At 44.0% G+C, this 14,534-nt stretch carries 13 protein-coding genes; 11 read left to right on the forward strand and 2 right to left on the reverse strand.

What is annotated here, in order from left to right:
• Positions 1 to 9: 9 nt before the first annotated feature.
• Positions 10 to 1,335, reverse strand: coding sequence for an APC family permease (locus NSQ72_RS06100; RefSeq protein WP_039177966.1), 1,326 nt, complete (start codon positions 1,333 to 1,335; stop codon positions 10 to 12).
• Between the two features lie 329 nt (positions 1,336 to 1,664).
• Here NSQ72_RS06100 and NSQ72_RS06105 point away from each other — a divergent pair, with 329 nt between their 5' ends.
• A complete protein-coding gene (locus tag NSQ72_RS06105; RefSeq protein WP_047203045.1) occupies positions 1,665 to 2,621 on the forward strand; it encodes a ring-cleaving dioxygenase in 957 nt (318 codons plus the stop codon).
• A 31-nt stretch (positions 2,622 to 2,652) separates the two neighbouring features.
• Here NSQ72_RS06105 and NSQ72_RS06110 read toward each other — a convergent pair whose 3' ends face one another.
• Positions 2,653 to 3,939 carry a S1C family serine protease gene (locus tag NSQ72_RS06110; protein WP_268474495.1) on the reverse strand — a complete coding sequence of 429 codons (1,287 nt, stop codon included), beginning with the start codon at positions 3,937 to 3,939 and terminating at the stop codon, positions 2,653 to 2,655.
• A 168-nt stretch (positions 3,940 to 4,107) separates the two neighbouring features.
• Between NSQ72_RS06110 and proG the strand changes: the two genes are divergently transcribed.
• The 10 genes from proG to NSQ72_RS06160 all read left to right on the forward strand — a co-directional run bounded on the left by proG (position 4,108) and on the right by NSQ72_RS06160 (position 14,502).
• Positions 4,108 to 4,932, forward strand: a complete 825-nt coding sequence (gene proG, locus NSQ72_RS06115; RefSeq protein ID WP_341083594.1) for a pyrroline-5-carboxylate reductase ProG — start codon at positions 4,108 to 4,110, stop codon at positions 4,930 to 4,932.
• A gap of 189 nt (positions 4,933 to 5,121) precedes the next feature.
• The gene (locus tag NSQ72_RS06120) at positions 5,122 to 5,946 is read left to right on the forward strand and encodes a M55 family metallopeptidase (protein WP_047203042.1); all 825 of its coding nucleotides are present in this window, start codon (positions 5,122 to 5,124) and stop codon (positions 5,944 to 5,946) included.
• 18 nt (positions 5,947 to 5,964) lie between these two features.
• The gene (locus tag NSQ72_RS06125; protein ID WP_039177974.1) at positions 5,965 to 6,900 is read left to right on the forward strand and encodes an ABC transporter permease; all 936 of its coding nucleotides are present in this window, start codon (positions 5,965 to 5,967) and stop codon (positions 6,898 to 6,900) included.
• Positions 6,897 to 7,859 carry an ABC transporter permease gene (locus NSQ72_RS06130; protein WP_058838943.1) on the forward strand — a complete coding sequence of 321 codons (963 nt, stop codon included), beginning with the start codon at positions 6,897 to 6,899 and terminating at the stop codon, positions 7,857 to 7,859. Before NSQ72_RS06125 ends, NSQ72_RS06130 begins: the two co-directional genes overlap by 4 nt.
• A 7-nt stretch (positions 7,860 to 7,866) precedes the next feature.
• Positions 7,867 to 8,877 (forward strand): ABC transporter ATP-binding protein, encoded by a 1,011-nt coding sequence (locus tag NSQ72_RS06135; protein WP_064498349.1) that lies wholly within the window; start codon positions 7,867 to 7,869, stop codon positions 8,875 to 8,877.
• A complete protein-coding gene (locus NSQ72_RS06140; RefSeq protein ID WP_099663192.1) occupies positions 8,877 to 10,499 on the forward strand; it encodes a peptide ABC transporter substrate-binding protein in 1,623 nt (540 codons plus the stop codon). Before NSQ72_RS06135 ends, NSQ72_RS06140 begins: the two co-directional genes overlap by 1 nt.
• A 110-nt stretch (positions 10,500 to 10,609) precedes the next feature.
• Positions 10,610 to 11,551: a S66 peptidase family protein gene (locus NSQ72_RS06145; protein WP_058838945.1), complete on the forward strand. Its 942-nt coding sequence runs from the start codon at positions 10,610 to 10,612 to the stop codon at positions 11,549 to 11,551.
• On the forward strand, positions 11,548 to 12,627 hold the full coding sequence (locus tag NSQ72_RS06150) for a dipeptide epimerase (protein ID WP_058838946.1): 1,080 nt from the start codon (positions 11,548 to 11,550) through the stop codon (positions 12,625 to 12,627). The genes NSQ72_RS06145 and NSQ72_RS06150 overlap by 4 nt, the downstream gene beginning before the upstream one ends.
• On the forward strand, positions 12,627 to 13,544 hold the full coding sequence (locus tag NSQ72_RS06155; protein WP_144464801.1) for a C40 family peptidase: 918 nt from the start codon (positions 12,627 to 12,629) through the stop codon (positions 13,542 to 13,544). The genes NSQ72_RS06150 and NSQ72_RS06155 overlap by 1 nt, the downstream gene beginning before the upstream one ends.
• Positions 13,534 to 14,502 carry an ABC transporter ATP-binding protein gene (locus NSQ72_RS06160; RefSeq protein ID WP_144495115.1) on the forward strand — a complete coding sequence of 323 codons (969 nt, stop codon included), beginning with the start codon at positions 13,534 to 13,536 and terminating at the stop codon, positions 14,500 to 14,502. The genes NSQ72_RS06155 and NSQ72_RS06160 overlap by 11 nt, the downstream gene beginning before the upstream one ends.
• Positions 14,503 to 14,534 lie beyond the last annotated feature (32 nt).

Below are 14,534 nucleotides of genomic sequence, written 5' to 3' on the forward strand. Positions count from 1 at the left end.
GAGCACTGATTAGTGCTCTGCTTTATTTTGTGTTTTTTTCATATAATAATAAATAGGCAGTCCAGCCATCCCGATCAGCATGGAGATCAGGCAGCTTTTCCAATCGGTGATCATGGTGCTGATTAAGACGAATAATGAACCGATAATCGCAATGATTGGTGTCAGCGGGTAAAGTGGTACACTGTACGCACGCTTCATTCCGCTGTTTTGTTTTCTCAGCTTAAAGACGGCGAAAAAGGCCATGACATAAAAGATGTAAATCATGAAAATCGATACTTCAGAGAGCTTCTCGGGATTACTGACGATCATAAACACAATGGCGATCAAAATTTGCACAAATACAGCGATCCAAGGTGTTTTAAACGTTGGGTGAATACGGGAAATCGCGTTGGCGAAAGGAATCTGCTTTCGTTCTGCCATTGCAAAAATCACACGTGGGAATGAAAGAACCTTTCCGTTCAAACAGCCAAAGATGCTGATGATGATCCCAATACTAATGATTTTCCCGCCAATTGGTCCAAAGAGCATGGTAGCAGCAGTGCTCGTCGCATTTTCACCTAGCTGGACGATTTGATCAGCTGGGAGCACGTGCAAAAGTGCGACATTAATAAAGAGATAACAAGCCGTCACAATTAAAATTCCGCCTGCCATCGCGCGAGGAAGCAGTTTCTCAGGGTTTTTCATTTCTCCACCAAGCGCAGCAAGTAAAATCCAGCCATCATAAGCAAATAACGTAGCCAAAATCGCTGCACCGAAGTTCATTTGAGCGATACTATCGTTGACAGCCATGAAGATGTTTTCGTTACCCTTCCATATGCCAAACACAATAATAGCGGCAATCGGGACAAGCTTTCCAATAGTGGTCAGCCCCTGAACAAATCCGCCGTATTTTGTTCCCATGATGTTGATGATACATAAAAATAAAACGGTGATAATGCCGATCGTTGTAGACCATAAAGTCGAAAGCGAAAATAAATTGGCTAATAATGAACCAAAATAAAGACCAAGTGCACCAATGATGGCGGGTCCGTAAATAATAATCTGTACCCAGCCGCATAAGTAGCCCCAAAATTCACCATACACTTCTTCAAGATAGGCGTATAAACCGCCGGTTCTCGGGATTTGTGTACCAATTTCAGCGACAGTCAGTCCGCCTGCAAGGGTTAAGATTCCACCTAACAGCCAAGCGAATAATGCGATGTCTGAGCTCCCTGAATAGGAAAGGACGTTGCCTGGCTTCATAAAGACGCCTGACCCGATAATGGTCCCGATGACAAGAGATAGGGCGAAAAATAAGCCGATGTCTTGTTTTAACGCTGGTTGTTCTTTGTTCATTACACACGACCTCCTGCATCACTTTCGTACGTTACTGTGACATGTATTTTGTTCATTGTAATACGATTTTAGGAAAACAAGAATTAAAAAAATTTTCTGATTTTCGTATTTGTGATTGAAAGTGTTCGTTTATTGGAGATATTAGGGTGAATGTTGTGTTAAAAACGAACAATAAAAGATTATTTTCGATTTAATGTTAATTTAATGTCCAGAAACCGAACATCCAGTAAACGTACAGTTAAATGGTTGACTTTTCTTGAAAAATGAACTATTTTATTCATAAGGATATTATCTCGAATTCGAGATAATTAAAAATAGGAGTGAAAATAATGAAAATCAATGGGATTCACCACGTATCTGCGTTAACAGCCAATGCTCAGAAGAATGTTGATTTCTATCGCCAAATTCTTGGCTTGAAACTTGTAAAGAAAACAGTCAATCAAGATGACCCGTCTATGTATCACTTGTTTTATGGAGATGAGGTTGCTTCACCAGGAACAGAGCTTACATTCTTTGAGATTCCAATGCTTGCCCGCCGTTTGGAAGGGACAAATGCGATCACAAGCACAGGCCTTCTCGTTTCTTCTGAAGAGGCACTCACGTTTTGGGAAAAGCGGTTTGAAGATAAAGGCGTACAGCAAGAAACAGCTTCCTTGAGAGGCGGAAGACCTGCCTTGCGTTTTAAAGATCCAGAAGGGCAGCAGCTGTTTTTAACAGTAGAACCGAACGCACAAGAAGAAGGCTCACCGCCAGTGCATGACGATATCCCTGCAGAGTATGCGATTAGAGGTTTAGGTCCAGTTGAATTAACTGTTGCAGAAGCTGATAAGACGATCCGTGTTTTAACAGACATCCTTGGTTTCACCGAAAGAGCACGTGAACAATCAAATGATGGTGAGATCGTGACCATTTTTGAGTCAGGAAATGGCGGTGCTGGAACAGAAATTCATGTGATTGAAAAAACAGAAGGGCCTTCTGAACGTTCCGGCAGAGGAAGTGTGCATCATGTCGCATTCCGCGTGAAGGATGCAGAAGAGCTTGAAAAATGGTATGAAAAAATATCAAAAGCAGGCTTTACGAACTCTGGTGTTGTAGAACGCTTTTACTTTAAAGCTCTTTACTTTAGAGAGCCAAATGGTATTTTATTTGAAATTTCAACAGATGGTCCTGGGTTTACAGTTGATGAAGGGGTGGATGTACTTGGCGATCAATTAGCCCTTCCGCCATTCCTAGAGCATAAACGAGCAGAAATTGAACAAAGATTAACGCCAATTCAATCGTCATAAAAAAACAGCTCATAACTGAGCTGTTTTTTCATTAGGAACTGACTTGCTTAGATTCAGATTGTGTTAATGTGACCTGTTTCGTTTCTTGTTTTCCGTTTCGAATGAGGGTGATGCTCACGGTGTCTCCTACTTTTGTATTCGTGTATAGCTCGTGACGTAATTCGCTGCCAGTTTTGATTTGTTTTCCATTGATGGCGGTAATGACATCCTCTGACTTTAAGCCTGCTTTGGCGGCAGGTGAGCCAGCGGCGATTTCTTTGACATACACGCCTTGATCGAGCTGACTGCTTTTAAGTCCGAGTGTTTCTTTCTGATACACATCTGGAACTTGTTCGAGATCCAGCATGCTGATGCCGATATATGGACGTTCAATTTTTCCTTTTGCGAGAAGCTGATCAGCGATTGGTTTGACATCATTGATTGGCAGCGCGAATCCAATGCCTTCCACACCTGTTTCAGAGATTTTCATACTCGTGATCCCCACAACCTTTCCGTCTGTCGTCAGAAGCGGGCCGCCGCTGTTACCTGGATTAATGGCTGCATCTGTTTGAATGACATTAATGCTGCTTTCGCCTGCTGATGTGTTCATAGAGACTGTTCGATCGACACCGCTGACAATTCCTTGTGTCACCGTTCTTGAAAGGTCTTCACCAAGCGGGTTTCCGATTGCGATGACAGTTTCTCCAGCACGCAGTGAGGAGGAATTGCCTAATGCCGCCACCTTGGTCACATGACTGCTGCTAATTTCCACAACAGCTAGGTCAGTGAGCGGATCAGCTCCGACCAGTTTTCCTTCAATGGTTTTGCCATCGTGTAAGGATACGGTTAGTTTGTTTGCCCCTTCAATGACGTGGTTGTTTGTTAAGATATAGGCTTTATTGCCTGATTTTTTGAAAATCACTCCTGAGCCTGTACCGGTTTTTTCCTCTTGACTGCTTTTGTTTTGCTGTGATTCATCGAAAGGGTTACTGAAATCGCCAAAGCTCGTGTCTGTTTGAGTTTGTGCTTGGTAGTTTGTAATGCCGACAATTGCTGGTGATACATTTTCGACCATGCTGGAAATGCTGCTTGATGAATTTGATGTTTGGACGGCTGTTGTTTTTGACAAATTCGTGTGATTTGTCGATACTGCTTCTGTTTTCGCTGCCGAATCATTTGCAGTGCTGTCTGATGAATGCTGAGCATATGGCGTAAGAACATAGACACCTAACGCTAATATACCGCCCACAACACCGCTGACGAATGGTTTAAACCAGCCATTTGGCTTCTTCTGTTTTTGAGGTTGTTCAATAGTTTGTTTGTCATCTTTGTGAGTCATCCGAATCACTCTCTTTCATTTATTTTTTCATGTATGTGTTCAAGGTGTTTTACCGTATGTGGTGGTGACTGATTTTATCGTAAGAAAAAAGTGTGGGATAAAAATGAAAACATTGTGGGAAATTGTTAAAATAAGTAGTGAATCTTAGCAAATAGAGGAGTTTAAACTGTGGAGACAATCGGAATTATTGGATATGGAAGTATGGCTGATATGATGGTGCAAAAGTGGTTGGAAAATGGGGTGCTAGATGCTCATCAAATCATGATCCATACAAGAAGTGAAACGGAACGCCTGCATCAGCTTCAAGAAAAGCATCAAGAAATCAGCATTTGTTCATTAGATGAACTTTCTGCGTCATGTGATATATTGTTTGTCTGCGTGCCGCCGCTTGCTGTACTAGATGTTCTAGATCAGCTGCCATCTAAAGCGAAAGCGGTACATATTGTGTCAGTAGCAGCAGCTGTGACATTAGAAAAGTTACAAGCGCATACAACACAGCCAGTGTCTAGATACATCCCAACACTCACGTCAGCTGTTGGCACAGGCGTATCCCTTGTTGCGCATGGTGCAGCCGCAGGGCGTGAGAACAAGGAGCGTTTACACCGTCTGCTTTCAGCTTTTAGCATCGTCAGGGAGGTAGAGGAAGACCGGTTTGATGCGGCGAGCAATTTGACAAGCTCATCTCCTGGTTTTATCGCCGCTCTGTTTGAAGAAATGGCGAAAGCGGCTGTGAGAAATAGTGATCTTTCCTTAGAGGAAGCGAATGAATTTTTAACGTATGCCCTTTTAGGGACAGGCCAGATCCTTGTAGATCGAGGTCTCACCTTTGCTGAAACTGTCGATAGAGTGGCGACAAAAGGGGGAATTACAGGAGAAGGTGCTGAGGTCATTCAACAGCAGGCACCTCAGATGTTTGATGATTTATTTACACAAACCATGAAGAAATATGAACAGCTGAAATCGCAGATTAATGAAGCGGATAAACACCACTAAAGACATAGTTAGTGGTGTTTTATTTGTTAAAAAAATCCTTTCTGAAATAGTCTTTTGACCTGTATTATCTGAGTCTAAATTCCTTATTTTCAGACATTGTATTGAAAAATCAATCAAGTTCTCATATAATTTTTTAGAAAATTTAGAAAAATATACACAAATTTTATGTTTAATTAAAGGGGGATGGGAATGAAGCTCTATCTATCTGTCGATATGGAGGGAATTACTGGTCTAGCTGATCATACATTTGTTGATTCACGCCAGCATAACTATGAGCGGGGCAGACGTATTATGACAGGTGAAGTGAATGCCTGTGTAGAGGCGCTTATTCAGCATGGTGCCACCGACATTTTGGTGAATGACAGTCATTCTAAAATGAATAATCTTTTGATCGAAGAACTGCATGAAGAGGCAGTTCTCATATCAGGTGATGTAAAGCCTTATTCAATGGTGCAAGGGTTGGATCAAACCTATGATGCCGCTGTTTTTTTAGGCTATCATGCAAGAGCATCAATGAAAGGTGTGATGTCGCACAGTATGATTTTTGGGGTCAGACATTTTTACATAAATGATCATCCAATTGGTGAAATGGGCTTTAATGCGTATGTTGCAGGCTACTATGGTGTTCCAGTGATTCTTGTTTGCGGGGATGATCAAGCAGCACTAGAGGCAGAAAAGCTGATGCCTGGTGTGAAAACAGTAGCGGTGAAAGAGACCATCTCAAGATCTGCTGTGAAATGCTTACCCCCTGCCAAAGTCAATAAACAAATCTCGCAGCAAGTGGAAGCCGCGATGAAACAGATTGATCAAATGAAGCCGCTGACGCCTCCTGATCAGCCGCTGCTTAAGATTGAGTTTGCCAACTATGGACAAGCTGAATGGGCGAATTTAATGCCGGGTACTGCCATCATAGAAGGAACAACAATGGTGACGTACCAAGCAGAGAATATATTAGAAGCCTATCAAGCGATGCTTGTCATGACAGAGCTTGCCGCACGTACAACATTTTGTTAAGCGAGGGGGAGACAGTAGATGGCCAGCTTTTTGCTCAAGCGTTTTATTGCGATGATTGCCACGATCTTAACGATTACGACTTTAACGTTTATTTTAATGAAGGTCATCCCAGGATCGCCTTTCAATGAAGAACGAAATACAAACGAAACCGTCCAGCGAAACCTCGAAAGCTACTATCACTTAGACGAACCACTCTATGTTCAATATGTCATCTATTTAAAATCCATTGTTACCTTTGATTTTGGTCCTTCCATTAAAAAGCCTTCTGAAAGTGTCAATGATCTATTGGCGAGAGGCTTCCCAGTCTCATTAGAACTTGGTCTTATCTCAATATTGATTGCTGTCATCTCTGGCATTCTGCTAGGGGTCATGGCTGCCCTCCGGCATAATGGTTTGATTGATTACATCGCTATGACCATTGCTGTTTTCGGTATATCCATTCCAAACTTTATCTTTGCTACCTTATTAATTCAGCAGCTTGCTGTCAATTTGAAGCTCTTTCCTACAGCGATGTGGACAAGTCCAATGCATATGGTGCTGCCTACAATCGCCCTTGCTGTCGGGCCAATGGCCATTATCGCCAGGTTAACGAGATCGAGCATGATTGAAGTGCTGTCGCAAGACTATATCCGTACTGCCAAAGCAAAAGGACTTTCTCCCTTAAAAATTGTATTTAAGCATGCGCTTCGGAATGCACTTTTACCCGTTGTGACCATTCTTGGAACACTTGTCGCAAGTATTTTAACAGGAAGTTTTGTCATTGAAAAAATATTTGCCATTCCTGGAATGGGAAAATACTTTGTCGAGAGCATTAACAATCGTGATTATCCTGTCATCATGGGAACCACTGTTTTTTACAGCATTATTTTAATCACACTTCTCTTCATTGTCGATGTGGCGTATCGTCTCCTTGATCCAAGGATTCAGCTGCATCAGAAAGGAGGAAAGGCATGAGTATACACCTTCAGCATGATCCACCGAACAGGCATCCTGAAGTCCCGGACGAATGGTTTTCTCCTCGAGAGCAAAAGAAAACGGAAGCCCATGCCATTAAAAGACCCTCTCTTTCCTATTGGGCTGATACATGGAGGCGGCTGAAGCAAAATAAGCTTGCGATGTTTAGTCTATCGGTCCTGATTTTTCTTTTTGTCATGGCAATCTTAGGCCCATTGCTTGCGCCAAACAGTGTGACAGAGCAGCGTCTTTCGATGCAAAATCTGCCGCCCTCTGCTGCTCACTGGTTCGGAACAGATGAGCTTGGGCGAGATGTGTTTACACGTACTTGGTACGGAGCACGCATTTCGTTATTTGTGGGTGTCATGGCAGCCCTGATTGATTTTGCCATCGGTGTGATTTATGGGGGCATAGCCGGCTATAAAGGCGGACGCTATGACCATATCATGATGCGGATTGTCGAGGTGCTCTATGGACTTCCTTATTTACTTGTCGTCATTTTATTGATGGTGCTCATGGGACCAGGGCTTGTCACCATTATTGTAGCGCTCACTGTCACCGGATGGATTGGAATGGCAAGAATTGTGAGAGGTCAGGTTCTTCAGCTGAAAGGCCAGGAATATGTCCTTGCCTCAAAAACCTTTGGTGCCAAAAGCCTGCGGATCATTCGCCGCAACCTTCTGCCGAATACGATGGGGCCGATTATCGTCCAGATGACCCTCACTGTGCCGACCGCGATATTTGCTGAAGCGTTCCTAAGCTTTCTCGGTTTAGGTATTCAAGCGCCGTTTGCAAGCTGGGGCGTGATGGCCAATGATGCTTTGCCGACTGTGCTGTCAGACAATGGACATTGGTGGCGTTTATTTTTCCCGGCATTTTTTATTTCACTCACGATGTTTTGCTTTAACAATTTAGGTGATGGCTTGCAAGATGCGCTTGATCCAAAGATGAAGAGGTGATGGTGCTGTGAAAAAAGTTCTGCAAATTATCGATCTGCACGTCAGCTTTCGAACATACGGCGGTTCAGTTCAAGCAGTACGCGGAGTGAATGTCGATGTTTATGAAAAAGAAACCTTAGCCATTGTAGGAGAATCAGGCTGCGGAAAAAGTGTGACATCACAAAGTATTATGAGGCTTCTGCCTGCATACAGCGCGCATGTTGATCAGGGAGAAATCTGGTTTCAAGACCGCAACTTGCTGTCATTATCTGAAAAAGAAATGCGCGCCATACGAGGTGTCGATATCTCGATGATCTTCCAAGATCCGATGACGGCACTCAACCCAACCTTGACAATAGGAGATCAGCTGATGGAAGCAGCGAAGGAACATCAAAAGCTGACGAAAAAAGAAGTGAAAGAAGCCGCCGTACAGATGCTTGATTTGGTTGGTATTCCGCAGCCGAAGGAGAGGTTAAAGCAATACCCGCACCAATTCAGCGGAGGAATGAGGCAGCGGCTCATGATTGCAATGGCACTGATTTGTGAGCCAAAGGTGCTGATCGCAGATGAACCGACGACCGCGCTGGACGTGACCATACAGGCACAAATTTTAGAGCTGTTTAAAGAGATTCAGAGGAAAACAGGTGTCACCATTATTTTAATCACACACGACTTAGGGGTCGTAGCCCAAGTTGCCGACCGAGTAGCAGTCATGTACGGAGGGAAAATGGTTGAAGTCGGAACAAGACGAGATATTTTTTACAGTCCGCAGCATCCTTATACTAAAGGGCTCCTGCAATCCGTTCCAAGACTTGATATGAAAGATGAACTGATTCCGATCGAAGGAAGCCCGCCTGATTTATTTGCGCCGCCAAAGGGCTGTCCGTATACCGATCGCTGCCCGGTGGCCATGAAAGTGTGTGATCATATCATGCCGCATGAAACGCGGCGATCACCTACTCATACAGTGCATTGCTGGCTCCAGGATGAGCGAGCGAACCAAGCGATGTTATCTTCAACACAAAGGGGGAGTTTTTGATGAGAAAAAAAGGGTGGATCATCAGTGTTTGTTTGTTCATCATCATGCTGCTCGCAGGATGTACAGCGAATGAGCAAGCAGGTAAAGGATCATCAAGTAGTAAAGGTGAAAAGAAAATATTAACCTTAAATAACGAAAACGAACCGACGTCATTTGACCCGCCGATTGGTTTTAATAATGTATCGTGGCAAGGGCTGAATAACTTAATGGAAGGATTAACGAGACTGAATGAAAAGCACGAACCATCTCCTGCAATGGCTGAAAAATGGGAGATTTCAGAGGATGGAAAAACGTACACGTTTCATTTAAGAGATGGTATCAAGTGGTCGAATGGTGATCCAGTGAAAGCGAGTGACTTTGAATATGCGTGGAAGCGTCTGCTCGATCCGAAAACAGGCTCCTCTGCATCGTTCTTAGCTTACATGATTGAAGGCGGAGAGGCATTTAACAGCGGAAAGGGAAAGAAAGAGGACGTAAAAGTCAGTGCTGAAAATGACAAAACGCTAAAAGTCACACTGGCATACCCGCAGAAGTCATTCTTAAATATGACCGCAAACCCTGCCTTTTTCCCTGTCAATGAGAAGGTAGCTGAGAAGGACCCAAACTGGGCAAAGGATGCCAAAACCTTTGTTGGGAATGGACCGTTTCAGCTGACAGAATGGAAGCATGATGAGAGCTTCACTATGGAAAAAAGTGAGACGTATTGGGACAAAAAATCAGTTAAGCTGGATCAGGTAAAGTGGCTGATGATCAGTGATCGCAACACTGATTATCAAATGTATCAATCGGGAGATTTAGATACTGCCTTCGTCCCAGCAGAACAAAGTGAAAATTTGCTGAAAAATAAAGATGTGCATATTGAAGATCAGGCAGGACTGTTCTTTTATCGTCTGAATGTGAACATGGAACCTTTTCAAAATAAGAACATTCGCAAAGCCTTTCAAATGGCGATCAATCCGCAAGATATCGTGGATTATGTAACAAAGAATAAAGAGAAGCCTGCCCGCGCCTTCGTTTCACCGGGAATTCTAGATTCAAAGGGTGAAGATTTCAGAGAAGCTGGCGGCGATCTTGTCAAACAAGATACGAGTGAAGCTGCGAAGCTATTAGAAAAAGGGCTGAAAGAAGAGAACTATTCGAAGCTGCCGCCCGTCACATTAACATATAGTACAAAGCCTGAGAACAAGAAAAAAGCTGAAGCCATCCAGCAGCAATTAAAAGAAGCGCTGGGTGTAGACGTGAAGCTTGCGAACATGGAAGCCAATGTATTTGCAGAAGATCAAAAGGCACTGAAATTCCAATTCTCGCAAAGTTCATTTTTAGCAGACTATGCAGATCCGATCAATTTCCTCGAGAGCTTTCAAACAGGGAATGCGATGAACCGGACGGGATGGTCAAACGACACCTATGATCAGCTGATTAAAAAGGCGAGCCAGGAAGCAGATGAACAAAAGAGAAACAGCATCCTTCATGAGGCAGAGGCACTTCTCATGGAAGAAGCACCGATCATTCCAATTCATTTTTATAACCAAGTCCATTTACAAAAAGAGGGCGTAAAGGGGATTGTCCGCCATCCTGTTGGGTATATCGATTTGAAATGGGCACAAGTAGATGGAGAGTAGTAAATGAGAAACACGGACGCTTTGGAAAAAAGCGTCTGTTCCTTTATTCGTTCATGTTATGGAGAAGATGCCCATAGATTGAAAGAAACAAAGAGAAAGAGGGGATTGGCATGAACCAGCTGCCAGCAGCGCTTCAAACAGGGGATACGGTGGGGATTATTGCACCAGCAAGCCCGCCTGATGAATTGAAATTAGCAAAAGGAATTGCCTTTTTAGAAAGCCTCGGGCTGAAGGTGAAAAAAGGGAAGTATCTCGATTCTCGGTACGGGTATTTAGCGGGGCGTGATCATGAAAGAGTGGAAGATCTTCATGGCATGTTTCAAGATCCAGAAGTCAAAGCAGTTATTTGTGCCTGCGGAGGGTACGGAACTGGAAGACTTGCGGAAGCCATTGACTATGATCTCATTCGCCGGAATCCGAAAATCTTTTGGGGTTATAGTGACATTACGTTTTTACATACGGCCATCCAGCAGCAGACCGGCCTTGTGACCTTTCATGGTCCAATGCTTTCCTCTGATGTAGGACTTGAAGAGGTTCATCCGTATACGAAGGATACCTTTTTGCAGCTGTTTGCCCCGAAGGCCTTTACGTATACGCATCACTTGTCACCTCTTCATACCTTCTACCCCGGCACTGCTTCAGGTGACATCATAGGAGGGAATCTTGCCCTCATCGTGACAACACTTGGTACACCTTTTGAAATTGATACGAAGGGAAAGCTGTTGTTCATTGAAGATATTGACGAAGAGCCGTATAAAATCGATCGCATGATGCAGCACCTCACCTCTGCTGGAAAACTGGATGATGCGGCTGGATTTATCATTGGAGATTTTCATCAATGTGAACCAAAAAAGAAAGACCAGTCCTTAACCTTGGAACAGCTGTGGGAAACCTATATTGTGCCGCAAAAGAAACCTGCACTCGGCGGCTTTCGGATCGGTCATTCATCACCGAACTTTGCCATTCCAATGGGCGTGCAGGCTGCACTAGATGCGGAGGGGAAAAAACTGCACATTTCTCCAGGCGTTGCTGCGAAAGAGGCGATCAAATGAAAATCGTGGATGTTCATACATGCAGAACGAGTGTACCGCTAAAAAAGCCTTTCAAAACCGCTTTAAGAACGGTGTATGACGCAGCATCTCTAATCGTCATCATCACATATGATCAAGGTGACGTCAGCTACGGAGAGGCAGTTCCCACGGCGGTGATTACAGGAGAAACGCTGGAAAGCATCGACTATGCTATCTGTGAAGTGATCAGACCCATTTTGCTCGGGGCTTCCTTGGCAGAGTATGAACAAATCTTTTCTGCTATGAACCGTGTGCTCGCAAGCAACACAAGCGCAAAGGCTGCAATCGATATGGCCATTTATGATGGGTTAGCAAAGCAGGCAGGACTTCCGCTTTATCAATATCTTGGCGGATATCGTCATCAGCTCGAAACCGACTATACGGTCAGTGTAAACCGTCCGCTCGAGATGGCAGAAGATGCGAAACAATACGCAGCCGAAGGCTTTCAGACGTTAAAGGTGAAAGTGGGGAAAGATGACATACACACGGATATTCAGCGGATCAAGCGGATTCGAGAAAAAGTCGGACCGGACATTCAGATCAGGCTCGACGCAAACCAAGGATGGACGTGGAAGGAAGCGATCACAGCCATTCGAAAAATGGAAGCACTGAATATTGAATTAGTAGAACAGCCAGTGCCGAAAGAAGATATCGAAGGTCTGCGCCGTGTGACAGAAGCAACTGATACATTGATTATGGCAGACGAAAGCATTTTTAGTTTTCATGATGCAATCAAAGTGCTTGAAACGAGAAGCTGTGATCTGATCAATTTAAAACTAATGAAATCGGGCGGCATAAAAGAAGCACTAAAAATCAATGCCCTAGCTGAAGCATACGGTGTTCAGTGCATGGTTGGCAGTATGATTGAGTCAAAGCTTGGCATTACAGCAGCGGCACATTTCGCCGCAAGTCAGCCGAATATCACCCGCTGCGATTTTGATGCGCCGCTTATGCTGAAAGAAGACATGATAGACGGAGGAATCGTGTACAAAGGAAAAGACATATTTTTACCGCTCGATCATGGGTTAGGCATTCAAGGGGTGAAAGGAGTCTCGTGATGATATATGAATCAAAGGTTCCAGTCGCTAACGTATGGACAGCGCCGCAGTCTCCGAGAGAAATCGATCGAAATGTACTTCAGGACTCCATCAACATCAAAGAGTGGATTGACCAGCAAACATATGAAGAAAAGTTGGCTTTATGTGAAGAAAATTTGATTCAATCTCAAGTACTGCTCGGCGGGCGAGTGATTGGATTAGAAGAGGCAGATGGCTGGATGAAAGTTGTCATACCGCAGCAGGCCAGCCGGAAACATCCGCAAGGCTATCCAGGCTATATACCTGTTGAGCAATTAAACCAAGTAACAGAGGGAAGTGCGTCAGCAGCATCTCTGATTGTTTGTCAGAAAAAAGCCACGCTCTATCAAAACGGGGAACCCGATATGGAGATTAGTTTTTTAACAGAGCTGGCAGCAGCCAAAGAAACAGATGATCAATTTTATGTTGTCACCCCAGTAGGAATAAGAGAAATCAACAAAGCGGATGTACGCCCAGTTTCACATGCTTACTCTTTGACCGGCAAAGATGTCGTAGACACAGGAAAACAATTTATTGGACTTTCGTATTTATGGGGAGGCATGAGCAGCTTTGGCTATGATTGTTCAGGCTTTGCTTACAGCATGTACAAAGCGTGCGGATATCTTTTGCCGAGAGACGCAAGTGACCAAGCAGTTCAAGGAACGCCGGTGACATCAAGCCATTTAGAACCAGGCGACTTGTTGTTTTTTGCAAATGAAAACGGAAAGGGAGCGGTCCGCCATGTAGGGATCTACGCTGGGGACGGGAAGATGCTTCATTCGCCTAAAACCGGCAGACAAATTGAACTGCTCTCCCTTTCTGGCACTTCATATGAAAAGGAATGGGCAGGTGCAAGGCGGTATTTACCAAGCGAGAGGAGGAGCGATCATGACAGTTGAACCACTTTTACAAGTAAACAACCTCAAAAAACATTTTCACCTATCAAAAGGGAGAACGTTAAAAGCGCTGGATGGTGTCTCTTTTCAGCTGAAACAAGGTGAAACCTTTGGTCTCGTTGGTGAATCTGGCTGCGGCAAATCCACACTTGGAAAAGTGCTCATGCGTCTTTATGAACCAACAGATGGTGAAGCCTTATATGAAGGGAAAAGCCTTCACCGCCTTTCTAAAAAAGAATCATTTGATTTCAACCGGCAAATGCAAATGGTCTTTCAAGATCCGTATTCCTCCTTAAATCCGAGACTGTCAGTAAAAGATATTATGCTGGAGCCAATGGAGATTCATCAGCTTTATGGCAGTCAAAAGAAAAGGATTGCCCGCGTAAAAGAACTGCTCGAAGCGGTAGGGTTAAGCTATGATTTTGCCACCCGGTATCCGCACGAATTTAGCGGAGGACAGAGGCAGAGAATCGGCATTGCAAGAGCACTTGCCTTAGCGCCAAAGTTTATTGTGGCAGATGAGCCAATTTCTGCACTAGACGTCTCCGTTCAAGCGCAGGTCGTGAATCTGCTGAAGAAACTGCAAAAAGACGAAGGATTAACTTTTCTTTTTATTGCACATGACTTGTCGATGGTGAAATATATTAGCGACCGAATCGGTGTCATGTATTTAGGCCATCTCGTTGAATTGACGACGAGTGATGCATTATATCAAACACCGCTTCACCCATATACACAAGCCTTGCTGTCTGCCATCCCCATTCCAGATCCTGACGTAGAGGACAAGCGCAAAAGGTTTATTTTAAAAGGAGAAATTCCAAGTCCAGTGAACCCGCCAAGCGGCTGTGTATTTCGAACAAGATGTCCTGCCGCGATGGATGTGTGTGCTGAAAAAAAGCCAGTATTACAAGCAGTGGAAGAAGGACATGAAGTCGCCTGTCATTTATATAATAGAAAATAGGACAAGCCAGATAAAAAGCCAGCAAGTAGACA

Source organism: Bacillus sp. FSL R5-0659 (assembly GCF_038008785.1).
Classification (GTDB): domain Bacteria; phylum Bacillota; class Bacilli; order Bacillales; family Bacillaceae; genus Bacillus; species Bacillus safensis.